Consider the following 25,567-nt stretch of genomic DNA (forward strand, 5'->3'; position numbering starts at 1 on the left):
CTTACAACTGATCAATCCGTTGGTGATGCCATGAACGCCAAGCGCCCTGCGAGCGCGGCGCCCGCACTCGAAACGCCCGCGCCAGACGCAAGCCAGACTTACAGTTACAGCGACCTTCAATACACCGATTCGGACAGCACCGCGCTGGCCGAAGAAGTCGCGTTGGCGATTGCCTATAACGGCATCAGCCAGGCCGTCATGTTGGTCACGCCAACCGATCTTGAAGACTTCATCGTCGGTTTCAGCCTCGGCAGCGGCATCATCGAAGACGCCACCGACATCTATGACCTGCAATTGACCGGCGAGGGTTCGGCGCAATACGCGCAAGTGACCATCGCCAACCGCGCCTTCTGGAACCTCAAGCAGCAACGTCGGCAACTGGCCGGCACCAGCGGTTGCGGGCTCTGTGGCGTGGAAGCGGTGGAACAAGCGTTGCCCGACCTCAAAGTGCTGCCCGGCGCGCCGTTGCCGCCCGCCGAATGGCTCGATGGCCTGCGCCAGCGCATCGGCGCCTTCCAGCCGCTGGGCCAGCATTGCGGCGCCGTGCATGCGGCGGTGTTCATGAACGGCCAAGGCGAATTGTTGATGGGTCGCGAAGACATCGGCCGGCACAACGCCCTCGACAAGCTCATCGGCGGCTTGATCCGCCAGAACATCCCGACTGCGGGCGGCGTGGCGATTGTCACCAGCCGTTGCAGCCTCGAACTAATCCAGAAAGTGCTGCGCGCCGGGATTCAAACCCTGGTCAGCCTGTCGTCGCCCACCGGCCTTGCCGTGCAATGGGCCCGTCGGCACAACCTCAACCTCATCCACCTGCCGCAAAAAAGTGCGCCGCGGGTCTACAGCCCTGCGTTGGAGAATCAAGCGTGAGTCAACACAATCAAGCCGACCAGACACCCGTTCCGCGTTACAAGCCTTACAAGGGTCCGGCCGGTGGTTGGGGCGCACTGGCCAGCGTGGCCCGGGCCTGGTTGACCAGTGACAACGCACTGAAAAACCTGCGCATGATGCTCAAGACCAACAAGAACGGCGGGTTCGACTGCCCCGGTTGCGCCTGGGGCGACTCCAATGAAGCCGGCATGGTGGCGTTCTGCGAGAACGGCGCCAAGGCAGTGAACTGGGAAGCGACCAAACGTCGTGTCGATGGCGCATTCTTCGCCAAACACAGCGTCAGCTCCTTGCTGGAACAGAGTGATTACTGGCTTGAGTATCAAGGCCGTTTGACCGAGCCGATGAGCTACGACGCCGAAACCGATCGCTACAAGCCGATCAGCTGGGACGCGGCGTTCGCCTTGATCGCCAAACATTTGCAGGGCCTGTCGAGCCCGAACCAGGCCGAGTTCTACACTTCGGGCCGTGCCAGCAACGAAGCGGCGTACCTCTATCAATTGTTCGTGCGCAGCTACGGCACCAACAACTTCCCCGACTGCTCGAACATGTGCCACGAGGCCAGTGGTGTGGCATTGGCGCAGAGCGTTGGCGTCGGCAAAGGCACCGTGACCTTCGACGATTTCGAACACGCCGATGCGATTTTTGTCTGGGGCCAGAACCCGGGCACCAACCACCCACGGATGCTCGAACCCCTGCGCGAAGCGGTAAAACGCGGCGCTCAGGTGGTGTGCATCAACCCGCTGAAAGAGCGTGGCCTGGAACGCTTCCAGCACCCGCAACACCCGATCGAAATGCTCACCAACAGCGACAAGCCGACCAACACCGCGTACTTCCGTCCGGCCTTGGGCGGCGACATGGCGATCATGCGCGGCATGGCCAAGTTCCTGCTGCAATGGGAGCGCGATGCACAGAAGGCCGGTGAGCCTGCGGTGTTCGACCACGACTTTCTCAATGAGCACAGCGTCAACGTGCTGGAATACCTGGGCATCGTCGACGACACGCCGTGGGAGCAGATCGTCGAGCAGTCCGGCCTGCCGCTGGTGGAAATCGAGCAAGCGGCGCGCATGTACGCCAAGGGCAAGAACGTCATCATGTGTTGGGCGATGGGCATTACCCAGCATCGCCATTCGGTGGCGACCATCCAGGAAATCGCCAACCTGATGCTGCTGCGCGGCAACATCGGTCGGCCGGGTGCCGGTCTGTGCCCGGTGCGCGGTCACAGTAACGTGCAGGGCGACCGGACCATGGGCATCAACGAGCGTCCGCCGGTGGCGTTCCTCGATTCCCTGGAACGTCGCTTCCAGTTCAAGGTGCCGCGCGACAACGGTCACAACGTGGTCGAAGCGATCCATGCCATGGCCGATGGTCGCGCCAAAGTCTTCATCGGCCTGGGCGGCAACTTCGCCCAAGCCACCCCGGACAGCCCGCGCACCTTTCAGGCCCTGAGCAATTGCGACCTGACTGTGCAAATCAGCACCAAGCTCAACCGCAGCCACTTGGCCCACGGTAAAGAAGCGCTGATCCTGCCGTGCCTGGGCCGCACCGACATCGATATCCAGACCGAAGGCCCGCAAGCCGTCACCGTGGAAGATTCGTTCAGCATGGTCCACGCCTCCAACGGTCAGTTGCAGGCGCTGTCGAAGCAGATGCGTTCGGAGCCGGCAATCATCGCCGGCATCGCCGCCGCGACTCTGGGCAGCAAACCGGTGGACTGGAACTGGCTCGTGGCCGACTACGACCGCATCCGCGACCTGATCGCCGACACCATCCCGGGTTTTCGTGATTTCAACGAGCGGGTGAAAAATCCGGGCGGCTTCTACCTCGGCAACAGTGCCGGTGCGCGCAAGTGGAACACGCCGTCGGGACGGGCTAATTTCCGTGCAAACGTTTTGCCGAAAGACCTGGTGCACGAACGCGCGCGTGCCACGGGTGTGTTGCCGGACCTGATCATGCAGTCGCTGCGTTCCCACGATCAGTACAACACCACGATTTATGGTCTGGATGACCGTTATCGCGGGGTGAAGGGTCAGCGGGATGTGTTGTTCGTGAACGAAGCGGACATCATTCGCCTGGGCTTCAAACCGGGGCAGAAGGCTGACATCGTGTCGATCTGGGACGATGGTCGTGAGCGTCGGGTGAAAGGCTTTACGCTGCTGGCGTTTGATATTCCGGCGGGCCAGGCGGCGGCGTATTACCCGGAAGTGAATCCGCTGGTGCCGCTGGAAAGCACGGGGGATGGCAGCCATACACCGACATCGAAATTTGTGGCGATCCGGTTGGAAATGGCCAGTGAGACGGGGTTGATCTTCGCGAAGTCGGCGTAACGCACATACCACTGTGGCGAGGGAGCTTGCTCCCGTTCGGCTGCGCAGCAGTCGCAAATCCGGCCAACCCAATCTATCTGGTAGATTGGGTTTGCTGCTTTTTGGGGGCCGCTTCGCGACCCAGCGGGAGCAAGCTCCCTCGCCACAGGATGATGTTCACCTCTGATTTCAGCGGTAATTCACTTTCCAATCGCCCACAAAAAAGGCCGTTTCTGCAAAGAAACGGCCTGTCCGAAGTAGCTAAAGACCGGCGAAAAACCCTTAAGTTCCGCTAAAAAAACAGTAACTTATAGAATTGTGTACAAGTCGTGTTACTCGTCGGATTTCGATTGTCACAATCAGGACACAGCCTCAGGATCGCGCCGTCATCCCCTTGAGGTTCCTCTATGAAGTTCTCCTCGATTCTCTTGTTGTCCCTTAGCCTGGCCAGTGGCTTAGCTTCTGCCGGAGGCACCACCGAAGCAGGTGTGGGCGGCGCATTGGGCGGGGTTTTGGGCTCGGTCGTCGGTCAATCACTAGGCGGCAATACCGGTTCCACCATTGGCGCGGCCCTGGGCGGCGCGGGTGGTAGTGCCGTCGGCGCCGACAAACGCAGCCGTGGCGAAGCCGCCATTGGCGGTGCGTTGGGCGCAGCCGGCGGTAACGTGGTCGGTCGCAGCCTGGGTGGCGGCACCGGCAGCCTGATCGGCTCCGCAGCCGGCGGTGGCGCCGGTGGCGCGCTGGGTAACTACATGGGCAACAAGAGCAATGAGGATGACGATCGTCGTTCGTATCGGGGTCGTGATGACCGTCGTTACTACCGTGACGACCACCGGGGTCGCGGTCATGCCTACGGCCACCGCAAGCATCACAGATACTATCGTGATCGCTGAGGCCGGCACGGCTTCGCGGTCAGGTAGATCAGAAATCGCAGCCCCAGGGCTGCGATTTTTTTTGGCCTGTCAAACCACCAACCGTTCCAGCGCCCCGCGCAATCCGGCTGGAATCGCCACCGGCTGATTCGACGCCCGATCCACAAACACATGCACAAAGCGCCCAGCCGCACAGGCTTCCTCTTCACCTTGCTTGAACACGGCCAGTTCGTACTGCACTGAGCTGTTGCCCAACTTGCCAACCCGCAGGCCGATCTCGATGCGATCCGGGAAAGCGATGGACGCAAAGTAATCGCACGCCGAGCTCACCACAAAACCCACCACTTCGCCGTCATGGATATCCAGCCCGCCCACTTCGATCAGGTAGGTGTTCACGGCCGTGTCGAAAAAGCTGTAGTAGGTGACGTTGTTCACGTGACCGTAGGCGTCGTTGTCATGCCAGCGGGTGGTGATGGGCTGGAAGTGCGGGTAGTCGGTGCGTTGGTTCATGGGGTTCTCGAAGATCGTTCCCACGCTCTGCGTGGGAATGCAGCCCGGGACGCTCCGCGTCCCAACAGCGGACGCAGAGCGTCCATGGAGGCGTTCCCACGCGGAGCATGGGAACGATCAAACAGGCGGAGTCTACCTGTCGGCAAACCCCTTACCCACCGCCGCCAACTCCCCAATCAACCGCGCCGGCTTCCACTGATCGCCCTGCCGGGTTTCCAACGCCAGCAACCGCTGATGAATATCCGCCAATCCCTGCTGATCCGCCCAGGCCATCGGCCCGCCCTTGTCCGCCGGGAAGCCATAGCCATTGAGGTAAACCAGGTCAATGTCATGGGCTGATGCGGCAATGCCTTCCTCAAGAATCTTCGCCCCTTCGTTGACCAGCGCCAGCAAACAACGCTCCAGCACCTCCTCAGGCCCGATCTCACGCCGCTGGAAGCCCAAACCCTCGCTGACCTTCAACACCAGCGCATCGACCTCCACATCGTGCTCAGCCTGCCGGCTGCCCGGCTCATAGTGGTAATAACCGTTGCCGCTCTTCTGGCCAAACCGTCCCAACTCACACAAGCGATTGTCGATCTGAACCTCGGGCGCATCCTGACCTTTACCGGCCAGTTCGCGGGCCCGCCATTCCAGATCGATGCCGACCACGTCGTACATGCGAAACGGCCCCATGGCGAAACCGAAGCCTTGCAGCGCCGCGTCCACCTGATAGGGGAAAGCCCCTTCGAGCAGCATCTTGCGCGCCTCGAGCACGTAGGTATGCAGCATGCGATTGCCGATAAAACCGTGACAGTTGCCCGACACGACGCTGACCTTGCCCATGTGCTTGCCCAGATCCTGCGCGGCATCGAGCACCGCCGGAGCGGTTTGCGCACCGCGAACGATCTCCAGCAGTTTCATGATGTGCGCCGGGCTGAAGAAGTGCAGGCCCAGCACCTGTTTCGGCCGGCGAGTGGCGGCGGCAATCGCGTCGATGTCCAGCGCCGACGTGTTGCTGGCCAGGATCGCTTCGGGCTTAAGCAGGCCATCCAGTTCACGGAAGATTTTCTGCTTCAATTCGAGGTTTTCGTACACCGCTTCAATCACCAGATCGACATCACGGATTGCCGCGTAATCGGCAGCCGATTTTATCCGCGCAATACGAGCATCGGCTTCAGCCTGATCGATCCGGCCCTGGCGCACATTATTGGCGTAGGTCTCAGCGACGGCGGCCAGCGCCTGTTCCAGCATCTGCGGATTGTTATCGACCCACTGCACCGGCACCCCGGCATTGGCCAGGCACATGACAATGCCTCGGCCCATGGTGCCCGCGCCGATCACGGCGGCGCGCTGAATATTGAACGGCGTCTGGCTCATTGTTGTTCTCTTGTTGGCGGCTCAGGGACAGCCTTCACCATAGTCAGCCATCGCACGTTTTTGAAATTTATTCGTGTGATGGGAGACATTCAGGGGATGGATGCGCCCCAAGGCTCAGAGATGCGCCTGCGCCCATTCCCGCACATCGGCATACGGATAATCCTCCAGCGCACCCGAGCCCGGAATCGACCGCGCCTTGAGCTTGGTAAACAACGGCACACTGATCCCGCACAGAAACCGCGTCACCCGCTCCGCCGACGGAAAATGCCCGGTGTGCTGCTCATGCCTGTGGATAAAGTCACCACACAGCGCTTCAAAGTTTTTATCCACAAGCGCTGGCAACTCCGGCGGTGCCGGCAGCCGCGCCACATCCCCGTGACACACCGAACAATGCCCGCACTGCCGGGGTGCGTTTTCGTCGCCGAAATATTCGGCCAGGCGATAACCCAGACAGTGATCGGTGGCGAACAGATCGAGCATCGCGTGGATCCGCGCGATCTCGGTTTGCTCATGCCGAGTGAAGTAGGCGTGCAGCTCTTCGCTCAGGGCCTGGGCATCAAAACCGGTTTGCAGCAGGCTGTAGACCTCGGTCATCTGCTTGCTTTCAAGCTCGACCCAGCCCTTCTCCTGAAAGTAATCCAGCGCCTTGACCACCCGATTGCGCTCGGCCGAATGCTGCTCGTACAGCGCATCGAAATTCACCGTCGCCCAGGTCCGCGCACGGGTGGAGGTCTGGATAATCGCCGCGACGAAATCCTTGCGCTCACCCTCGAAACGGGCGAGCAACGCCTCGGGTTCCTGCAAATATTTGAAACGGTATTCCGCGTAATAGGCATAGCGCGGAGCGATGATTCCGCGCAGCTCCAATTGCACCAGCAAGGTCTTGAGCGGCAACTGACGAATGTTGCTCTGATCCGCCAACGGCCCCAGCAGAAACTCCCATTGCCCTTCGGGAGCAGCCGCTTGCAACTCGTCGAGCACGCAGCGAATGCCATCCAGTTCCGGCGTGTCGCCGTAGACGAAGTTTTCCAGCACATTGAGGCTGTCGCGGTTGGCTAAGACGAGGCAGTCGGAGGGCTGCCCGTCACGCCCGGCGCGACCGATTTCCTGGCTGTAGTTTTCGATGGATTTGGGCAGGTCGAAATGCACGACGTTGCGGATGTCGCTTTTATCGATGCCCATCCCGAATGCAATGGTGGCGACGATGCAATTCGACTGCCCGCCCATGAAGCGCTTCTGAATGCCTTCCCGTTGTTCATGGGGTAAACCGGCGTGATAGGCCTCGGCCTGAATGCCGTTGCGGCCCAGATGCTCGGCTATGTGCTCGGCGGTTTTCTGCAGGGTGACGTAGACGATGCTCGGCTGGCCGGGACGCTGGCTCATCCACTCAACCAGACGTCGGCGTTTGTCCTGGCCGCGCACCGGTTCCACCAGCAGGTTGAGGTTCGGCCGATAGAAACCAGTGGTCACTACGTCTTCGGGAGCGATGGCGAATTTCGCCTCCATGTCCGCGATGACTTTGGGCGTCGCCGTGGCGGTCAGCAGCAAGGCCTGGGGGATGTTGAACTGACGCTGATAGTCCGGAAGCTTGAGGTAGTCGGGGCGGAAGTTGTGGCCCCATTCCGAGATGCAGTGCGCCTCGTCCACCACCAGCAGCGAGATCGGCACCTGCTGCAAGAAATTGCGGAAGCGCTCGTTCTTCAGGCGCTCCACGGAAATCATCAGAATCTTCAACTCGCCCGACTTGGCCCGGGCCATCACGTCACTGGCGTCGTCGCGGCTCTGGGCCGAATCGATACTGCCCGCCGAAATGCCATGGCGTTGCAGGAACGCCAACTGATCCTGCATCAACGCCAGCAGTGGCGACACCACCAACGTCAGGTGCGGCAGCAATAGCGCCGGCAATTGATAACACAGGGACTTGCCCGAGCCGGTAGGGAAAATCGCCGCCGCCGAGCGCCCGGCCAACACCGCGCTGACCGCTGCCTCCTGGCCGGGCCGAAACTGTGGATAACCGAAAACCTGTTCCAGGGTGTTGTGCATAAGCTGTCACTCCGTTGACTGCTGCGATGCCAAAAGCCTAGCCGGCGATTGCAGCGAGTCGAGAAAAGGTCGGGGGCCAAAACAATACGAGATGATACAGCCTTCGCCGCCCAGGGCTTTTGCCACAGAATGAAACAAACGAAACACTTTAGGCTCTCGCGGCACCAGCCGATCTGCAGGTAATGTTCGCCCTCACAAAACCACTGTCCGCGCACCTCCCATCATGGCAGGACGCCTGATGCGCGCGGATCCAGACGAAGGAACGACCATGCTGCCCACACCACTTTATCCAATAGCTTTTGCCTCTCTGCTGCTCACCGGTTGTATGCAGCTCCCCGAAGATCCACCGCTCCTCGCCACGTTCGAAACCCCGGAATATCAGGCCCAGAAAGGCCTGGCAGTGATTAATGCCGCAAGCCTCTACGCACGCGGCGGCACCGGTCAGGACGTGTCCGTTGCGCTGGTCGACTCAGGCCTGAACAGCCTGCTGCCGGAGTTTCAAGGGCGGGTCCGTGACCCGGGATTCGACTACGTCGAGCAAAAGGTCGGCACCATTGACCGGATCGGTCACGGCACTCAAATGGCCGGTATTCTCGCGGCCAACAAGGATGATCAGGGCATGCACGGCGTCGCGTACAACGCGCAACTGATCCCCTTCCGATTCGGCGACGACAATGAGCCGTTTTTTTTCGACAATGAAATCGCGCGCTCCTGGCAGTCAGGTTTCGATAAGGGCGCACGAATCCTCAGTAACTCATGGGCCAATGCCATCCCGGCGACTGAGATTAATGAGGCGCGCTATCGCCAGGTAATGCCCAAATCGATGACGACCGCGCAAAAGCTTGTGCAGGAAGGCGCGGTGTTTGTGTTTCCGACCGGCAACGAACTGAAAAGAGAACCGTTGGCCGAGCCCGGTTTGCCCATCGCATCACCCGAGCTGGAGAAGGGATGGCTGGCGGTGGTCGCGCTGAAAAATGACGGCAGCGCCATCAATGCAAAATCCAATTACTGCGGCGTGGCAGCAGACTGGTGCATCGCCGCACCGGGTGGCGACGCGGGCGAAGAAAATGGCTTGCTGACGACCAGCAAGGACGGCAAATACGTACAAACCGCGGGCACATCGCCTGCCACTGCACTGGTCAGCGGCGCACTGGCAGCCCTGCAAAGCCATTATCCCGAGCTCAGCGCCCAGCAAGTGCGCGATCACCTGTTGGCGACCGCCAATCGAACCGGCATCTACGCCAACAGTGAAGCCTATGGCAGAGGGCTGCTGGACCTTGATGCTGCATCGCGCCAGCCTCCACAGCGGATGAATAATTGATTCAAGCTGCTTAAGGAATCAACACCGCCACTCTCAGCTGCTCATTCAGCGCCTGCTCATGAAATACCCGGCTCTTGCTCGCCCAGGCGGCATAAGCCGGGCTGATTTCACCGGTGAACGCCGCTGCCAACTGACGCAAATCAGCAACGCTGCGCGCACGCGGACAGAAGAGTTCGCCATCGCAGTTCTGGCTGGCATTGCGGTAAGTGGTGAGCAAGCGATCCCACAAGCCGTCACGCACTTGTCGCACAGACTTGAGCTTCACCGCCTGCACGCCCAGTCGTTGTTTCAGACCGGGTTCGTCCAGCGCTTCGCTGTCCAGCAGCGCCTTGCCAATCATCAGCACTTCGGCGCGGGACGCGGTATCGACTTCAGCCTGAGTGGTCAGGGCGTCCGGCCAGCCGGTGCGGTCCATATTGGCCTGCACCATCGAACCACCCGCGTCAGTGGCGACCGCCACACGACAGACACCGGCCCACAACAACACCATCGAGGCCATACGTAGCCAATGCATACCTAATTCCCTTTAAGCGTGTGTCAGACGTTTGGAAACGTCCTACAGATTCTGGCGCGCACCATACAGAGGTTTGCCGCGCAATGCCTGACAAACCCGTGGGAAATTTAACCCGTAAGGGTTTTTCCATAAAAACCCTCGGCAAACGCGTAGGCCAAGTCCTAAAACACGGGTAAAACCCCTACGAATCCTGTCCATCGCGGTCCTATAGCCGCGCCGTGTGATGCCCTTTTATAGTCTTTGGCGCGGCTGAATCAGTGTCTCGGCCTGCCGTGATTTCGCACAGGACGAACCTTGATGAACACGCTCCAATCACAGACCGACCGCTATCGCCCTCTCAAGTCCAGCTACAGCGACACCCCGGTGCTGGTCATCGATACCGAAGCCGACCCGCACGAAATCCTCGACGCCGCCCGCCAACGCATCGGCGCCGCCAACGACCTGCTCGAAACGCTTTATTTGCCAGAGTTTCAATGAAGCGGATATCAAGGACATTCCACATATCATTAATGCACTTTACTTATTAACCCAGGACGGGCACCAACTTCTGGAAGTTGCAACAACACGAATAAAACCCTGATACGAAACCGGCAATAACTCACTGCTTTATTATTTATCCGACTAAAACTGGTCTGCAGACTCTTATAATCCATCAAGTCTTTTGTGGTACCGGCTCGACTAAATTTGATAACAAGAACCCTGTTTACCGAGACGGTGGGCGAGGTCGAAAGACACGACGTGTTTAAAAGACTGGCGAATCCGTAGGAACGGCCTATCAAAGCTTCGTCCCGTTCCTACAAGCGAAGACTCCTTGTCTTCTATCGCAGCCCCGTAGCCCATCTCTATAGTTGTGACTGTCGCTGCCAAATCAGCGACTCGGGCTTGGTCACCCGGATAGATACGCGTCAGCCTCCGATGTATGCTGCCGGCACCTCAAGTGTCTGCACGCTATGTGGTGGCTGTGTTTGGGACGCCTTCGGGCGTGCCGGGTAATGCGTATTGATCCTCACCGGTTGACCAACCCGAACACAGTCCGCCTCCCATCGCTTGGTCACGATGGCGGCGGCATCATTTGATGCATTTGAGGATAAATACAATGACGACATTGTTCACCGATCGATACCGCCCACTCCAAACCAACCTCACCGACTCCCTCCCCCTGATCATCGACACAGAGGCCGACCCACAGGACATCCTCGAAGCCGCCCTCCAGCGAATCCGAGCCTCAAGCGACCTCCTCAAAACCCTGCACTGCACCTGTTTCAAACACGGCGACGTCGAAGACATCCCCCACATCACCCACGCGCTGTACCTGCTCAGCCAGGACGGCTGCGACCTACTCAAAGTCGCCCAACAACGCATGATGGGCTGGAAAGCACCCACCTGACACCGTGCGAAGATCGTTCCCACGCTCCGCGTGGGAATGCCTCAGCGGACGCTCCGCGTTCGGCTCTTGGGACGCAGAGCGTCCCGGGCTGCATTCCCACGCAGAGCGTGGGAACGATCAAAATTTGATCAACACCTAACACGCCGCGAAATCAGGCTTAATCCACCTCATCGAAATGCCCCTGACGGAAGACGCACCATGAACCTCGCCCCCAACTTCCCCGACGACCATGCCATGCACCTGCTCATGCAGTTATTGCACGAAGAACTCGGCCTGCCCGAACGCAAAACCATCAGCCTCACCACCTCGATCAACTTCGACCTCGGCTGCGACGGCACCGATGCCAGAAACCTGATGGAAGCGCTGGAAGAACAGTTCGGGATCGACTTCATCGACTACGACGCTTATCGCTACTTCCAGCCGGAAGGATTCGATGTACATCTCAAGCGCAGAGCCAAGGGGCGCGGCGACAAAGTCCCGCTGACCATCGGCATGCTGTACCAAGCGGTCCAAGTGCAGCGTTGGGATACGCAATCTCTGGAAGGTCTCTAACGAACTTATAAGTGGTAATATTCTGGCTGTTTGTTTCCGATTCAGTTGGAATAATGGCTGTTATAAGCATTCACTGACACAGCGACGTACTGTTAGGCGGCGTTGAAGCCACCCAGCAAACCACAACATAAGTGCTATTATTCTGGCAGTTAATAGCCAAAAATGAAGGAATAATGGCACATGGCTAAGAAAACAGCGCCGCTCATGCCATCCGCATCCAGACTGCTCGCGGAGTTTGGCGAACGCCTGAAACTCGCTCGATTACGCCGCAGGCTGACCGCAAAGCAAGTCGCCGAAAGGGCAGGCATGTCGCTGACAACGCTTCGCTCTCTGGAGTCCGGCGGTTCAGGCGTGACGATAGGGGCGTACATGTCTGTGATGCAGGTTCTGGGCTTGGAGAAAGACTTGAACAAGCTCGCTGCAACCGATGAGTTGGGACGCCAGCTGCAAGACGCGCGATTAACTCCACAGGCGAACGCGGTAGCCAGTAAACGCCAACGAGTGCGCAACATGTCCTCCACAAAGGCGTCGTCACCGATTCGCGACAGGACGGAGGAAGCGTCGCAAAGCCCCATCTCCGATTCGGATATTGAGGTCGACTTCCCATTGAACACTCACTCGTTTTCCAAGTTGTTTACCACGAAAAAAAACAAACCTGAGACGGATTGAAAATGACACTGATCGCGGTGTATGCCGATTGGGAAACCCTGAACGGACCAAGGCGTCTTGGGTTTCTCCATGCCCGAAAGGCTCGCTCCACCAACGTGTTCGAGTTCGAATACGACCCTGCCGCTTTGGCCGATCCCGAGTTGAACTTCACGACGCTGGATCCCCGCATCGGGCTCTTCGAAGGACGACAGTTCCCTGGGCAACACCAGACCCGCTTCGGCGTTTTTGCCGACTCAAGCCCGGATCGCTGGGGACAATTGCTGATGAAGCGCCGACTGGAACGAGACATCCGCGAAGGCTTGGTCCCAAAAGGCACAAAGCTCTACGAGTCCGATTACCTGCTAGGCGTTCATGACCTCTATCGAGTCGGAGCTATCCGCTACAAGTTGAATGACGAAGGCAGTTTCCTGGACGATCGAGATAACTTGGCAGCACCGCCCTTTACCGAACTACGCGCGTTGGAGCAGGCAAGCCGTGCACTGGAAAACGACCCCGACAACACCTCACTCGATGGACGCGAGTGGTTGAGAATGTTGATCGCACCCGGTGGCTCACTGGGTGGCGCCAGACCCAAAGCCAGCGTAGCCGACAAGAACGGTCATCTGTGGATCGCCAAATTCCCGAGCACTCGTGACGACTACGACGTCGGTGGCTGGGAATTCGTGGTGAACGCCTTGGCAGACCAGTGTGGCCTGCGAGTGGCCAGGGGAATGGCGCAACGCTATGCGAGCGACCACCACTGCTTCATGGTCAAACGCTTCGACCGCACCGCAACGAATGGGAGGCTGCATTTCGCCTCAGCCATGACCATGACTGACCGCGTGGACAGTGACGATGCGTCGGTAGGCGCCAGTTACCTTGAGCTGGCTGAAGTACTCGTGCGGCACGGCTCAGAGCCCGACGAAGATCTACGCGAATTGTGGTCGCGGATCGTATTCAACATCCTGGTCTCCAATACCGACGACCACATGCGCAACCATGGCTTTCTTCTTGATCCTGGTCGTGGCTGGCGCTTGTCTGATGCCTACGACATGAATCCGGTGGCACATGCCGATGGGTTGAAGCTCAACATTACCGATGCCGACAACGCCTTGGATCTCGAACTCGCTCGCGAAGTGGCCGAAATCTTTCGGGTTAGCCGTGATGAGGCGGAAGAGATTATTGAGCGTTTCCAAGACGTGGTGAGCCAGTGGCCAAAAGTGGCTAGCGCGGCGGGATTGTCGAAGCGTGAACAAGACAATATGGCTTCAGCGTTTCGCCTGTCCGCCAAATGACCCTCTACTGCTCTTCTTTCGCCCACAAAAAAACCGCCCTAAAAGGGCGGCTTTTTCATTTCGCTAAACCCAAGCCTTACAACTTAGGCCCAGCCGCCTTAATCGCATCACTCACTTCAAACTTCTTGAAGTTCTCAACAAACAACCCAGCCAACGCTTTAGCCGCTTCATCGTAAGCAGCCTTGTCAGCCCAGGTATTACGCGGGTTCAACAGGCCAGTCTCAACACCAGGAACAGCCAACGGCACGTCCAGGTTGATGGTGTCCAGGTGTTCGGTTTCAACGCCAATCAACGCACCGCTCTGGATCGCTGCGATCACGCCACGGGTGGTCGGGATGTTGAAGCGTTTGCCGACGCCGTAGCCGCCGCCAGTCCAACCGGTGTTGACCAGGTAGACCTTGGAGCCGAAGCCGCGGATGCGTTTGATCAGCAGTTCTGCGTATTCGCCGGCCGGACGCGGGAAGAACGGTGCGCCGAAGCAGGTGGAGAAGGTGGATTTGATGCCGCTGCCGGAACCCATTTCGGTCGAGCCCACCAGTGCGGTGTAGCCGGACAGGAAGTGGTAGGCCGCTTGTTCTTCGCTGAGGATCGAGACTGGCGGCAGCACGCCGGTCAGGTCGCAGGTCAGGAAGATCACAGCGTTTGGCTCGCCACCGAGGTTCTTCTCGGAACGCTTGGCAACGTGCTCCAGCGGGTAGGCGGCGCGGCTGTTCTGGGTCAGGCTGACATCGGCGTAGTCGGCGTGCTTGGCGTCGTCGATGACGACGTTTTCCAGGACTGCGCCGTGCTTGATGGCTTTCCAGATGACCGGCTCGTTCTTCTCGGAGAGGTCGATGCACTTGGCGTAGCAGCCGCCTTCGATGTTGAAGACAACGCCTTCGCCCCAGCCGTGTTCGTCGTCACCGATCAGGTAACGGCTTTCGTCGGCGGACAGGGTGGTTTTGCCGGTGCCGGACAGACCGAAGAACAGGGTCACGTCGCCTGCTTCGCCGATGTTGGCGGCGCAGTGCATTGGCAGCACGTCCGAAGCCGGCAGCAGGTAGTTCTGCACGGAGAACATGGCTTTCTTCATTTCACCGGCGTAACGCATGCCGGCGATCAGCACTTTTTTCTGTGCGAAGTTCAGGATCACGCAACCGTCGGAGTTGGTGCCGTCACGCTCAGGCACGCACTCGAAATTGGCCACGTTGAGCACTTGCCATTCGTCACGACCGGCCGGGTTGTACTTTTCCGGGTTGATGAACAGGCAACGACCGAACAGGTTCTGCCAGGCAGTCTGGGTGGTCATCTTCACAGCCAGGTAGTGGTCTTCAGACGCACCTACATGCACGTGGGAAACGAAATGCTCTTGCGCGTTGTTGAACGCCTCGACGCGAGCCCACAGGGCATCGAACTTGTCGGCCGGGAACTTGCGGTTGATCGGGCCCCAGGCGATGGAAGCCGAAGTGGACGGCTCGTCAACGATGAAACGATCAACTGGCGAGCGGCCGGTGCGGTGACCGGTGCGAACAACCAGCGCGCCGGTATCGGCAAGCTCGCCTTCACCGCGATTCAAGGCTTCTTTTACCAGATCATCAACACTCAGATCGGTGTACACGGCGTTATTGGCTTGCGTCATGAGATTCCCCGTCGGCCAGTGGCCGAGTGTGCTCCAAACGTTTTGTAGTAGAAAGTCGTGCACTACTACCGCGACAAAAAGTGGGCCGGATTATGCCAGAAACGCCCAAAAATAGTAGGGCCCTCCCGTCGTAACGGCGTTATTCCGGCGCTAACCAGTGAATTTACCTGCGCTGAACCGTTTTAGTGCCGGGTATCTGACGGCGTATCGACACCCGCGCCGGCGAACAATTGAGTGATATCCGCGGCATCGAACAGGTAGCGCTGGTTGCAAAACTGGCAATCGATCTCGATGTGGCCGCCGTGTTCGATCACCAGCGACTGGGCATCTTCCAGACCCAAGCTGACCAGCGCATTGGCAGAACGTTCGCGCGAGCAACTGCAACGGAAGCGCAGTTTCTGCACATCGAACAGGCGCACCTGCTCTTCGTGGTAGAGGCGATGGAGCACGGTTTCGTTGTCCAGGCTCAGCAATTCGTCGGCGGTCAGGGTGCTGCCCAGCGCGGTGATGTGCTGCCAACTGGCGGCGCGTTCTTCTTCGTCTTTCAGACGGTCGGCAGGCAATTGCTGCAGCAACAGGCCACGGGCGCGACGGCCGTCGGCGTACAGCCAGAAGCGCGTGCCGACTTGCTGGGACATGACGAAGTAGTTGGTGAAGCACTCGGACAGGGTTTCGCCGTCGAGGTCGACGATGCCCTGGTAACGCTGGCCCTGGGTCGGGTCGACGGTCAGCGCCAACACGCCGTTGGGCATGAGGTCGGCGAGGGTCGCGTCGGGGGCAATCTGGTCGGCTTCGTAACGGGCCAGGCCACGGATTTCGCGCTCGCTGGAACACTCGATCATCAGCAAAGGGATCGGGCCATCGGAACGCGCCTGCAGGATCAGCAGCCCATCAAACTTGAGGGTGCCCACCAGCAACGCGGCGGCGGCCATCAGTTCGCCCAGCAGTTGCGCAACCGGCTCTGGGTAGGGGTGTTTGGCCAGCACTTCGGCATAGCTACGTTCCAACGCCACCAGCTCGCCGCGGGTGTCGCTGTCATCGAAGATGAAGCGTTGGGTGAAGTCGGAATCCGGTAGATCGGTCATAGGTCTGGGTATCTGAAGTGATGACAATTTAGTTACAAGTAGTGACAATTACGCTTTGCGGCACCGTTTTGGTGCGCGATGTTCAGCCATTGGAGGCATTTTATGAACAATCCGGGTTTGTTCCAAGCAAGGTGGAACCTCCGCCGGTTGGTGCTGTGCAATTTCGTGCCTCTGGTACTGCTGGCATTCTGGTTATGGCCTACGGGTCAGATGTTGTGCGTGTTTTTCGACGAGTGGCTGTTTCACCTGCTCAATGCTCCGTTGGCCAGCAACCCGATATGGCTCCACATCTGGGCAATTGCAAGTCTGCGTCCGTTCGACGCGGTGGTCGGGGTGATTTTGCTGACACTGCTGATCAAGGGCGATTGGGTGTTCGACGCCATCGATGTCCGCCGGGCGTTTTTCGGCTTCCTGGCGATCCTGTTGTTGCTGCTGTTTATCCGCATGCTGTTTTCGAAACTTGCCGATCACATGGGCTGGCAGCACAGCAGTCCGTCGATGATGATCAACGGCGCGATTCAGATGAGCGATTACTTCCCCGGGCTTGAGAAGACGTGGGAATTGAAGGACCGATCGAGCCAGAGCTTTCCCGGTGACCATGCGTCTGTTCTGTTGATCTGGGCACTGTTCATGACGGTGTTCAGCCGTGGAACCGGGCAGACGCTGACGATCTGGGGCCTGGCGTTGCTGTTCATGATGCCGCGACTGGTGGCGGGCGCGCATTGGGGCCAGGACGATTACATCGGCGGCGTACTGCTGGCGGTGTGGGCGTTGGGCTGGGGTTACTACACGCCCTTTGCGTATCACGTTTCGGGGTTTTTCCTGAAGGTGACGGCGCCGGTGTTCGGGCTGCTGGGGAAATTGCCGGTGCTTTCGGCGGATGAGTGTGGTGCGTAGCGTTTCAGTTCGGTAATTGATCGTTCCCCACGCTCTGCGTGGGAAATGCAGCCCGGGACGCTCCGCGTCCCAAAGCGGACGCGGAGCGCCCATTGAGGCATTCCCACGCAGAGCGTGGGAACGATCCTTGGACTACTCGTCGTTACTGCTCCCGCGAAACTTGAACAAATCCCGTCGCTGTTTCTTGCTCGGCTTGCCATCGGTGCTCACGCCCAACGACCCGGCCTTGCGCATCGCCGCGGCCGCTTCACGCTTGGCGACGCTTGCCTCGGTCTCGGCGTACAACGTCTGCGCTTCTGGCGCGCCACGGCGCACGATCGACAGCGCCTGGACCACAATGGTCTTTTCCTCAAACCCGATGCGAATCTGGAACTCATCGCCGATGCGCGGCTCCTTGCCCGGCTTGCAGCGATCTCCCCGGCAGTGCACCTTGCCACTCTCGATGGCCGACTTGGCCAAGGCCCGTGTTTTGTAAAAACGCGCGGCCCACAACCATTTGTCGAGACGGACCTTGTCGTCCTCTTCCTGTTTTTGTGCCATACGAATTCCTCTTTCTGCCAATAGTCGGAACTGTACTACTGATTCTGTCGGGCGCAAGAACCGGGTCTGCCAGCTAGAATCTGGTCTCGGCCGGATCTCCGGCATGGAGTGATCGAGTGACTATATTTCCGTCTTCATTAACTTCGCCCCAAAACGCTTGCAAGGGCTGCCAGCAAAGCGAGCCGCTGGGCTTCGATTTTGCCTTTGCCTTCCAACCCATCGTCGACCTGCGGGACCAATCGGTGTTCGCCCACGAAGCCCTCGTCCGTGGCCTGGCCGGTGAAGGCGCGCTGTCCGTGTTAGATCAGGTTACAGAAGAGAACCGCTACCGTTTCGACCAGCGCTGCCGGACCCGCGCGATCGAAGGTGCGGCCAATCTTAATATGCAGACACACTTGTCGATCAACTTCATGCCCAACGCGGTCTATCGTCCAGAACTATGCATTCGCAGCACCCTGGCGGCGGCGAAGGAACACAATTTTCCGATCGACCGACTGATTTTCGAAACCCTGGAAAGCCAACACGTAGATAACTATCGCCATTTGACCAATATTCTGCGTGAATACCGCGAATTCGGCTTCAAGACCGCCATCGACGATTTCGGTGCCGGTTATTCGGGGCTCAATCTGCTGGCTGATTTCCAACCGGACCTGATCAAACTCGACATGGCGCTGATCCGCAATGTCGATCGCGACCGTGTTCGTCAGGCTATCGTTCGGGGGGTTGTCACAATGTGTGCGGAGTTGAACGTTACAGTCATTGCCGAAGGCATTGAGAGCGCCGGTGAACGGGATTTCCTGGCGGACTGTGGAATATTTCTGATGCAGGGCTTCTGGTTCGCCAAACCTGCATTCAAGGCATTGCCCCAGGTACCCCCTGAGGCGTGGATGCGTTAATCGCCGGTTTTTCCTATTGAAGACATTTGACCATTTGACCGTTGTCGGTCTGCGCGAGTGGGTGGCGCTCCCGGATTTGGGAGTCGCGGGCCTTCGGGCAAAAATCGACACCGGCGCCAGCACCTCCAGCCTGCACGCCACCGACATCGAGACCTTCGAGCGGGACGGGCAGGAATGGGTGCGCTTCACCGCGCACCTGGGCACGGTGGTGCAACTGCGCCACCGCCGCTGCGAGGCACCGCTGGTGACGATGAAAACCATCAAGAGCTCCAACGGCCACGCGCAGATGCGCTACGTGGTCAGCACCACCCTGGCCCTCGGTGATCGGGTCTGGCGGGTCGAGTTCACCCTCGCCTGCCGCAAGTCCATGCGTTATCGCCTGTTACTCGGTTCCAAAGCCCTGATCGACGGCCAGTTGGTGGTCAATCCGGGGATCAAATACGTACAAGACAAGCCGGTGTTCCCGGTATCTACCTCTTCCACAGGTGTTGCATGAAGATCGCTGTGCTGTCGCGAAACCCGCGTCTGTATTCCACCCGTCGTCTGGTCGAAGCCGGTATCGAGCGTGGCCATGAAATGGTGGTGATCGACACCCTGCGCGCCTACATGAACATTGCCAGCCACAAACCGCAGATCCACTACCGCGGCAAGCCGCTGGAGGGTTTCGATGCGGTGATCCCGCGGATCGGTGCGTCGGTGACGTTTTATGGCTGCGCGGTGTTGCGTCAGTTCGAAATGATGGGCGTGTTCCCGCTCAACGAGTCGGTGGCCATCGCCCGTTCCCGGGACAAATTGCGCTCGCTGCAATTGCTGTCGCGCCGGGGCATCGGTTTGCCAGTCACCGGGTTTGCCCACTCGCCGGACGACATTCCCGACCTGATCGACATGGTCAACGGCGCGCCGCTGGTGATCAAAGTACTGGAAGGCACCCAGGGCATCGGTGTGGTGCTGTGTGAAACGGCCACCGCGGCAGAGTCGGTGATCGAAGCGTTCATGGGCCTGAAGCAGAACATCATGGTTCAGGAGTACATCAAGGAAGCCGGTGGCGCGGACATTCGCTGCTTCGTGGTCGGCGACAAGGTAATCGCGGCGATGAAGCGTCAGGCCAAGCCAGGGGAGTTCCGCTCCAACCTGCATCGCGGCGGCAGTGCCAGTTTGATCAAGATTACGCCGGAAGAACGCATGACCGCGTTGCGTGCCGCGAAGGTGATGGGTTTGGCGGTGGCCGGTGTGGATATCCTGCGTTCCAATCACGGCCCGCTGGTGATGGAAGTGAACTCGTCGCCGGGTCTGGAAGGGATAGAGACCACCACCGGTAAGAACGTGGCGGGGATCATCATTGAGCATTTGGAGAAGAATGGTGGGCCGAACATGACGCGCACCAAGGGCAAGGGATAGAAGCAGCTTTAAGCGGCAAGCTTTAAGCTGCAAGGGAAAAGCGACGGCGGCTTAACGCTGGACTTGCTTTTCACTTGGGGCTTGCAGCTTGCCACTCGCAGCTGTCGTCAGACCGCATCCCGCGGCAGCATCAACCCCAGCGGCAACCGCACCCGCGCCTCAAGTCCACCACCCGAACGGTTACGCAGCTCAACATTCCCGCCATGCATCGAAGCAATCCGCTTCACAATCGCCAGGCCCAGGCCTGTGCCCTTCCCGCCCCGCGCCCGATCACCGCGGGTAAACGGGTTGAAGATCGCCTCCAGCTCCGACGGATCAATCCCCGCGCCACGGTCCATGACGCTCAGCACCACATACGGCGCACTGATGTCGCCGGACACATAGGCCGCGACTTCGACACTGCTGCCCGCATGGTTCAAGGCGTTGCCGATCAGGTTGTTCAGCAAGCGCTTCATCGAGACTCGACGCAGCGGAAACGGCTGTATCGGCTCCAGGCGCAACTGGACTTTCTGTTCGTTCTGGTTGTACGGCGCAGCCACTTCCCGCACCAGATCCGTCAGGTCCACCTCTTCCACCGACTCGTCACGACCGTCGCGAATGAACGCCAGGAACTGATCGAGAATCGCGTCCATGTCTTCGATGTCACGCACCATGTCATCGCTGAGATCACTGTGGTCGCCCATCAATTCCAGGGACAGACGCAAACGGGTCAGCGGCGTGCGCAGGTCGTGGGACACCCCGGCCAGCATCAATTCGCGCTCGCGGCCGGCCTGCTCGACGTCTTCGGCCATCTGGTTGAAAGCGCGGTAAACCTCGGCCATCTCGCTCGGCGTGTCGCTGATCGGCAGGCGCACGCTGCGGCCCTGGCCGAGTTGCCGTGCGGCATAGACCAGGCGTTTCAAGGGTTGATTGAGCTGGCTGACGAAGATCCACGCCGAAGCGGTGGACAGCAAGCCGATGGCGAGGAACCAGCCGAGCACGTTCCAGATTTTCTGGCCACGCAACGGATGCGGGTACAGCGGCACTTTCAGCCAGCCATCGCCCAGGCTCGGCGCCCGGACCCACAGCGCTGGCGGGGAGTGCATGCGTAATCGAACCTCGGTGTCGGCGCCCAGCTCCGCCTGCATTTGCCGCTGGTAGATCTCGCTGTACGGCCAGTGTTGTTCGCCTTCCGGCACACCGGCGCCCACGACCCGAATCAGGGTCGCGGCATCTGCAATTTTCGTACGGTTTTCTTCATCGGCGGCCCAATAGGCGCGCAGCGTCAGGGCGACGCCGTGGCTGTATTGGCGGTCCACCAGCACGTCTTCGTTCATCAATAGATAAACCAGGGTCAGCGCTTTGGAGAACAGGACGACAATCAGCACCAGCCACAGGGTGCGGGAGAAGAAACTCTGGGGGAACCAAACGGGGGTTTTCATGGATAACCGCTACACACTTGCAGGAGCGAGCGATGCTCGCATATTGCGGATCGCGAGTCTGCGGACAACTTCGTCCGCAAACCCGCTCCTACAAATCGCCGATCACTTGGTGGCGGCGCCGTCCGGAACGAACACGTAACCCACGCCCCAGACTGTCTGGATGTAGCGCGGTTTGGACGGATCGGGCTCGATCATCCGGCGCAGACGGGAGATCTGCACGTCGATGGAACGCTCCAGGGCATCCCATTCGCGGCCACGGGCCAGGTTCATCAGCTTGTCGCGGGTCAGCGGCTGACGGGCGTTCATGACCAAGGCTTTGAGTACCGCGAACTCACCGGTGGTGAGCATGTGTACTTCGTCACCGCGCTTGAGTTCGCGGGTGGCCAGGGACAGTTCGTAGTCACCGAAGGTCACGCTTTCGTCTTCGCTGCCCGGCGCACCCGGCACAGGTGCGGCCTGGCGACGCAGGACCGCTTTGACCCGGGCCATCAGCTCGTCCGGGTTGAACGGCTTGGCCAGGTAATCGTCGGCGCCCAGTTCCAGGCCCTTGATGCGGCTCAGCTCATCGCCCTTGGCGGTGAGCATGATGATCGGGATCAGGTTGTTCGCGCCACGCAGGCGGCGGCAGGCGGTCAAACCGTCTTCGCCGGGCAACATCAAGTCGAGGACGACCAGGTTGAACACTTCACGCGCCAGCAGGCGGTCCATCTGTTCGGTGTTCGGTACGGCGCGGGCGCGGTAGCCCTTGCTGACGAAAAAGCGTTCCAGCAGGCTGCTCAGCCCTGGATCGTCATCAACAATCAGAATTTTTTCGCCTTCAGCATTGTTTGCAGTGCTGCTCATTAGATGCTCCTTTTAGCTCGGCGCGCATTATGGCGTAGCTGCCGTTATACGCACCGTGTGCATTGTTAGCAGATTTTTCCTTCATCGCCAGAAAACCGGTATTTCTGCCTACAGGGTGCAATGCCCCCGAATGACAGAACGCTGGTTATAATGCGCGGCGTTTTGTGTCAGGCAACGTCTGATCGTCACTGTGGGTGGCCGCTTTTTATTTTCACGGCTTGCGCAGTAATTGTTCGATTTCACGGGTCAACGGAATGCCTTTTGACCCAGGCAGCGGCGCAGGCCAGGCCGCTCAACCAGACTCGCCGGGCCTTTATCCCTGCGCCTGCGAGCCTGCTTTCACAATTTGTCAGGTGGTTTTATGGACAGCATCAACAGCCGCATCGCCGAGGAACTCGGTGTACGCCCACAACAGGTCGAAGCGGCCGTCGCGCTACTCGATGAGGGCTCTACCGTTCCCTTCATCGCCCGCTACCGGAAAGAAGTGACCGGCAGCCTCGATGACATCCAGTTGCGGCATCTGGAAGAGCGTCTGCGCTACCTGCGAGAACTCGACGAACGGCGCATCAGCATCCTGGCCAGCATCCAGGAACAGGGCAAGCTGACCCCGCAACTCGAGCGCGACATCAAACTCGCCGACACCAAGACCCGCCTCGAAGACTTGTACCTGCCGTACAAGCAGAAGCGCCGCACCAAGGGCCAGATCGCCCTGGAAGCCGGCCTCGGCGAGCTGGCTGACGGCCTGTTCAACGACCCGAGCCTGACGCCAGACGCCGAAGCCGCACGCTTCGTCGACGCCGAAAAAGGCGTGGCCGATGTGAAGGCCGCCCTCGAAGGCGCCAAATACATCCTCATGGAACGCTTCGCCGAAGACGCCGGCCTGCTGGACAAGCTGCGCAGCTACCTCAAGCAGGAAGCCACCCTCAGTGCCCGCGTGATCGCCGGCAAGGAAGAGGAAGGCGCCAAGTTCCGCGACTATTTCGAACACGATGAACCGCTCAAAAGCATGCCGTCGCACCGCGCGCTGGCGATTTTCCGTGGCCGCAACGAAGGCATCCTGAGTTCGGCGCTGAAAGTCGGCGACGAGTTGCCGGGCACCATGCACCCGTGCGAAGGCATGATCGGCCAACAATTCGGCATCCAGAACCAGAACCGCGCCGCCGACAAATGGCTGGGCGAAGTGGTGCGCTGGACCTGGAAAGTGAAGCTCTACACGCATTTGGAAACCGATCTGCTGGGCGAACTGCGCGACGGCGCCGAGACCGAAGCGATCAACGTGTTCGCGCACAACCTGCACGACTTGCTGCTGTCGGCCCCGGCCGGCCCGCGCGCCACCCTGGGCCTCGACCCGGGCCTGCGCACCGGTTGCAAGGTCGCCGTGGTCGATTCCACCGGCAAGCTGCTGGATCACGCCACGGTTTACCCGCACGTGCCGCACAACAAGTGGGACCAGACTATCGCGATCCTCGCCGCCCTGTGCGCCAAGCACGCGGTAGACCTGATCGCCATCGGCAACGGCACCGCCAGCCGTGAAACCGACAAACTGGCTGCTGAGCTGATCAAAAAATACCCAGCGATGAAGATGACCAAAGTCATGGTGTCCGAGGCCGGTGCATCGGTTTACTCGGCGTCGGAACTGGCGTCCAAGGAATTCCCGGACCTCGACGTGTCGATCCGTGGCGCGGTGTCGATTGCTCGGCGCTTGCAGGATCCGCTGGCGGAGTTGGTGAAGATCGACCCGAAATCCATCGGTGTCGGCCAATACCAGCACGACGTGTCGCAGCTGAAACTGGCGCGCGGCCTGGACGCGGTGGTCGAAGACTGCGTAAACGCCGTGGGCGTGGACGTGAACACCGCTTCCGTGGCGCTGCTGGCCCGCATCTCCGGCCTCAATGCGACCCTGGCACAGAACATCGTCAGCCACCGCGACGAGCACGGCGCGTTCAAAACCCGTGCGGCGCTGAAGAAAGTCGCGCGTCTGGGCGAAAAAACCTTCGAACAGGCTGCCGGTTTCCTACGCGTCATGAATGGCGACAACCCGCTGGATTCGTCCGCCGTTCACCCGGAAGCCTATCCGCTGGTCCAGCGCATTGCCGCTGAAACCGACCGAGATATCCGCTCGCTGATCGGCGACGCGAGCTTCCTAAAGCGCCTCGATCCGAAGAAGTACACCGATGAAACATTCGGTCTGCCAACGGTCACCGACATCCTGCAAGAACTGGAAAAACCCGGTCGCGATCCGCGTCCCGAGTTCAAGACCGCCGAGTTCCAGGAAGGCGTCGAAGACCTCAAGGACCTGCAACTGGGGATGATCCTCGAAGGCGTGGTGACCAACGTGACCAACTTCGGCGCGTTCGTCGACATCGGCGTGCATCAGGACGGTTTGGTGCACATCTCCGCGCTTTCGGAGAAGTTCATCAAGGATCCGCGCGAAGCGGTGAAGGCCGGTGATGTGGTCAAGGTGAAGGTCATGGAAGTCGATATCCCGCGCAAACGCGTCGGCCTGTCGATGCGCATGAGCGACACGCCGGGCGAGAAAATCGACGGCGCCCGTGGCGCACGCCCGGGCTCGTCTTCGCGCCAATCCCAGAACACTGCACCGCGCAAGGAAACCACGGCGCCGGCCCCGGCCAACAACGCCATGGCTTCGCTGTTCGCCAATGCCAAGCAGTTGAAGAAACGCTGATGGACATCCCTGCCGGGCTGACCGAAAGCGCTTTTTTCAAGTTGCTGGGATGTCGTTTGCACAGTCTGGTAACCGGGGTGGCGCAAGTCGCCCTGGGGCTGGCGCCAGAACTGCGCAATCGCGGCGGCAAGCTGCACGGCGGGGCGTTGTTCAGTCTGGTGGACATTGCCATGGGGCTGGCCTGTTCCAGCACCCACGGCTTTGACCAGCAGAGCGCGACCATCGAATGCAAGATCAACTACATTCGCGCCGTGTCTGACGGTGAAGTGATGTGCACGGCGCGGGTCATCCATCCGGGCCGCCGCACATTGGTGGTCGAAGCCGACGTGATGCAAGGCGACAAATTGGTCGCAAAAGCGCAAGGCACGTTCGCTGTCCTATAGCTCCCCACCCTCGATTTGAGTTAATTTCGGCGCTACGACTGCGGCGTCGAACTTTTCCGCGTGCGCGACAGCCAGATTCAGGGAGTGAAGTTGGCATTTCAGTAC

The 25,567-nt window shown here is 59.6% G+C and carries 22 protein-coding genes and 2 pseudogenes; 15 read left to right on the forward strand and 9 right to left on the reverse strand.

Going from position 1 to position 25,567, the window contains the following annotated elements:
• Nucleotides 1-30 precede the first annotated feature (30 nt).
• The 3 genes from fdhD to ACZ89E_RS21265 all read left to right on the forward strand — a co-directional run bounded on the left by fdhD (nucleotide 31) and on the right by ACZ89E_RS21265 (nucleotide 4,087).
• Nucleotides 31-870 carry a formate dehydrogenase accessory sulfurtransferase FdhD gene (gene fdhD / locus ACZ89E_RS21255; RefSeq protein ID WP_149659053.1) on the forward strand — a complete coding sequence of 280 codons (840 nt, stop codon included), beginning with the start codon at nucleotides 31-33 and terminating at the stop codon, nucleotides 868-870.
• The gene (locus tag ACZ89E_RS21260) at nucleotides 867-3,215 is read left to right on the forward strand and encodes an FdhF/YdeP family oxidoreductase (RefSeq protein WP_149659052.1); all 2,349 of its coding nucleotides are present in this window, start codon (nucleotides 867-869) and stop codon (nucleotides 3,213-3,215) included. Before fdhD ends, ACZ89E_RS21260 begins: the two co-directional genes overlap by 4 nt.
• A gap of 386 nt (nucleotides 3,216-3,601) precedes the next feature.
• Nucleotides 3,602-4,087: a glycine zipper domain-containing protein gene (locus ACZ89E_RS21265; RefSeq protein WP_149659051.1), complete on the forward strand. Its 486-nt coding sequence runs from the start codon at nucleotides 3,602-3,604 to the stop codon at nucleotides 4,085-4,087.
• Nucleotides 4,088-4,156: 69 nt separating this feature from the next.
• On the opposite strand, the gene ACZ89E_RS21270 is transcribed toward ACZ89E_RS21265, so the two are convergent.
• The 3 genes from ACZ89E_RS21270 to ACZ89E_RS21280 all read right to left on the reverse strand — a co-directional run bounded on the left by ACZ89E_RS21270 (nucleotide 4,157) and on the right by ACZ89E_RS21280 (nucleotide 7,978).
• Nucleotides 4,157-4,576: an acyl-CoA thioesterase gene (locus ACZ89E_RS21270; RefSeq protein ID WP_149659050.1), complete on the reverse strand. Its 420-nt coding sequence runs from the start codon at nucleotides 4,574-4,576 to the stop codon at nucleotides 4,157-4,159.
• Nucleotides 4,577-4,708: 132 nt separating this feature from the next.
• A complete protein-coding gene (locus ACZ89E_RS21275) occupies nucleotides 4,709-5,935 on the reverse strand; it encodes a 3-hydroxyacyl-CoA dehydrogenase (RefSeq protein ID WP_476256388.1) in 1,227 nt (408 codons plus the stop codon).
• A gap of 114 nt (nucleotides 5,936-6,049) precedes the next feature.
• A complete protein-coding gene (locus ACZ89E_RS21280) occupies nucleotides 6,050-7,978 on the reverse strand; it encodes a RecQ family ATP-dependent DNA helicase (RefSeq protein ID WP_476256389.1) in 1,929 nt (642 codons plus the stop codon).
• Between the two features lie 268 nt (nucleotides 7,979-8,246).
• On the opposite strand from ACZ89E_RS21280, the gene ACZ89E_RS21285 reads away from it, so the two are divergent.
• Complete coding sequence (locus ACZ89E_RS21285) at nucleotides 8,247-9,299, forward strand: S8 family peptidase (protein ID WP_476256390.1); 1,053 nt, start codon at nucleotides 8,247-8,249, stop codon at nucleotides 9,297-9,299.
• Nucleotides 9,300-9,309: 10 nt separating this feature from the next.
• On the opposite strand, the gene ACZ89E_RS21290 is transcribed toward ACZ89E_RS21285, so the two are convergent.
• Nucleotides 9,310-9,813, reverse strand: coding sequence for a polysaccharide deacetylase (locus ACZ89E_RS21290; RefSeq protein WP_476256391.1), 504 nt, complete (start codon nucleotides 9,811-9,813; stop codon nucleotides 9,310-9,312).
• A gap of 297 nt (nucleotides 9,814-10,110) precedes the next feature.
• Here ACZ89E_RS21290 and ACZ89E_RS21295 point away from each other — a divergent pair.
• From ACZ89E_RS21295 to ACZ89E_RS21315, 5 genes and pseudogenes are all read left to right on the forward strand, one after another.
• A pseudogene (locus ACZ89E_RS21295) lies at nucleotides 10,111-10,393 on the forward strand (hypothetical protein).
• Between the two features lie 516 nt (nucleotides 10,394-10,909).
• On the forward strand, nucleotides 10,910-11,200 hold the full coding sequence (locus ACZ89E_RS21300) for a hypothetical protein (RefSeq protein WP_476256392.1): 291 nt from the start codon (nucleotides 10,910-10,912) through the stop codon (nucleotides 11,198-11,200).
• A gap of 198 nt (nucleotides 11,201-11,398) precedes the next feature.
• Entirely contained in the window at nucleotides 11,399-11,752 is a 354-nt protein-coding gene (locus ACZ89E_RS21305) for a DUF1493 family protein (protein ID WP_476256393.1), read from the forward strand.
• Nucleotides 11,753-11,932: 180 nt separating this feature from the next.
• On the forward strand, nucleotides 11,933-12,421 hold the full coding sequence (locus ACZ89E_RS21310; RefSeq protein ID WP_476256394.1) for a helix-turn-helix domain-containing protein: 489 nt from the start codon (nucleotides 11,933-11,935) through the stop codon (nucleotides 12,419-12,421).
• A 2-nt stretch (nucleotides 12,422-12,423) separates the two neighbouring features.
• Complete coding sequence (locus tag ACZ89E_RS21315) at nucleotides 12,424-13,695, forward strand: type II toxin-antitoxin system HipA family toxin (protein WP_476256395.1); 1,272 nt, start codon at nucleotides 12,424-12,426, stop codon at nucleotides 13,693-13,695.
• Between the two features lie 76 nt (nucleotides 13,696-13,771).
• Here the strand turns inward: ACZ89E_RS21315 and ACZ89E_RS21320 are convergent, their stop codons facing one another.
• Together ACZ89E_RS21320 and hslO are read right to left on the reverse strand one after the other, a co-directional pair.
• Complete coding sequence (locus ACZ89E_RS21320; protein ID WP_149659042.1) at nucleotides 13,772-15,313, reverse strand: phosphoenolpyruvate carboxykinase; 1,542 nt, start codon at nucleotides 15,311-15,313, stop codon at nucleotides 13,772-13,774.
• Nucleotides 15,314-15,495: 182 nt separating this feature from the next.
• Nucleotides 15,496-16,398 carry an Hsp33 family molecular chaperone HslO gene (hslO, locus tag ACZ89E_RS21325; RefSeq protein WP_123515852.1) on the reverse strand — a complete coding sequence of 301 codons (903 nt, stop codon included), beginning with the start codon at nucleotides 16,396-16,398 and terminating at the stop codon, nucleotides 15,496-15,498.
• Between the two features lie 102 nt (nucleotides 16,399-16,500).
• Here hslO and ACZ89E_RS21330 point away from each other — a divergent pair.
• Nucleotides 16,501-17,311, forward strand: a pseudogene (locus tag ACZ89E_RS21330) (phosphatase PAP2 family protein).
• Nucleotides 17,312-17,427: 116 nt separating this feature from the next.
• Here ACZ89E_RS21330 and ACZ89E_RS21335 read toward each other — a convergent pair.
• Nucleotides 17,428-17,835: an RNA-binding S4 domain-containing protein gene (locus tag ACZ89E_RS21335; RefSeq protein ID WP_149659039.1), complete on the reverse strand. Its 408-nt coding sequence runs from the start codon at nucleotides 17,833-17,835 to the stop codon at nucleotides 17,428-17,430.
• Between the two features lie 116 nt (nucleotides 17,836-17,951).
• Between ACZ89E_RS21335 and rimA the strand changes: the two genes are divergently transcribed.
• Genes rimA through rimK form a run of 3 tightly spaced genes read left to right on the forward strand, consistent with a single transcriptional unit; the run spans nucleotide 17,952 to nucleotide 20,129 of the window.
• Nucleotides 17,952-18,731, forward strand: a complete 780-nt coding sequence (rimA, locus tag ACZ89E_RS21340; RefSeq protein ID WP_476256396.1) for a S6 modification regulatory phosphodiesterase RimA — start codon at nucleotides 17,952-17,954, stop codon at nucleotides 18,729-18,731.
• A gap of 16 nt (nucleotides 18,732-18,747) precedes the next feature.
• Complete coding sequence (gene rimB, locus ACZ89E_RS21345) at nucleotides 18,748-19,227, forward strand: retropepsin-like aspartic endopeptidase RimB (protein WP_054047776.1); 480 nt, start codon at nucleotides 18,748-18,750, stop codon at nucleotides 19,225-19,227.
• Entirely contained in the window at nucleotides 19,224-20,129 is a 906-nt protein-coding gene (rimK, locus tag ACZ89E_RS21350) for a 30S ribosomal protein S6--L-glutamate ligase (RefSeq protein ID WP_054047778.1), read from the forward strand. The genes rimB and rimK overlap by 4 nt, the downstream gene beginning before the upstream one ends.
• 107 nt (nucleotides 20,130-20,236) lie before the next feature.
• On the opposite strand, the gene ACZ89E_RS21355 is transcribed toward rimK, so the two are convergent.
• Together ACZ89E_RS21355 and ompR are read right to left on the reverse strand one after the other, a co-directional pair.
• Nucleotides 20,237-21,550, reverse strand: coding sequence for an ATP-binding protein (locus ACZ89E_RS21355; protein ID WP_133837757.1), 1,314 nt, complete (start codon nucleotides 21,548-21,550; stop codon nucleotides 20,237-20,239).
• Between the two features lie 102 nt (nucleotides 21,551-21,652).
• Nucleotides 21,653-22,393 (reverse strand): osmolarity response regulator transcription factor OmpR, encoded by a 741-nt coding sequence (ompR, locus tag ACZ89E_RS21360; protein ID WP_123402686.1) that lies wholly within the window; start codon nucleotides 22,391-22,393, stop codon nucleotides 21,653-21,655.
• Between the two features lie 361 nt (nucleotides 22,394-22,754).
• Between ompR and ACZ89E_RS21365 the strand changes: the two genes are divergently transcribed.
• Entirely contained in the window at nucleotides 22,755-25,079 is a 2,325-nt protein-coding gene (locus ACZ89E_RS21365; protein ID WP_476256397.1) for a Tex family protein, read from the forward strand.
• Entirely contained in the window at nucleotides 25,079-25,462 is a 384-nt protein-coding gene (locus ACZ89E_RS21370) for a PaaI family thioesterase (protein ID WP_476256398.1), read from the forward strand. Before ACZ89E_RS21365 ends, ACZ89E_RS21370 begins: the two co-directional genes overlap by 1 nt.
• Nucleotides 25,463-25,567 lie beyond the last annotated feature (105 nt).

It is taken from the genome of Pseudomonas sp. TE3899 (genome assembly GCF_056279105.1).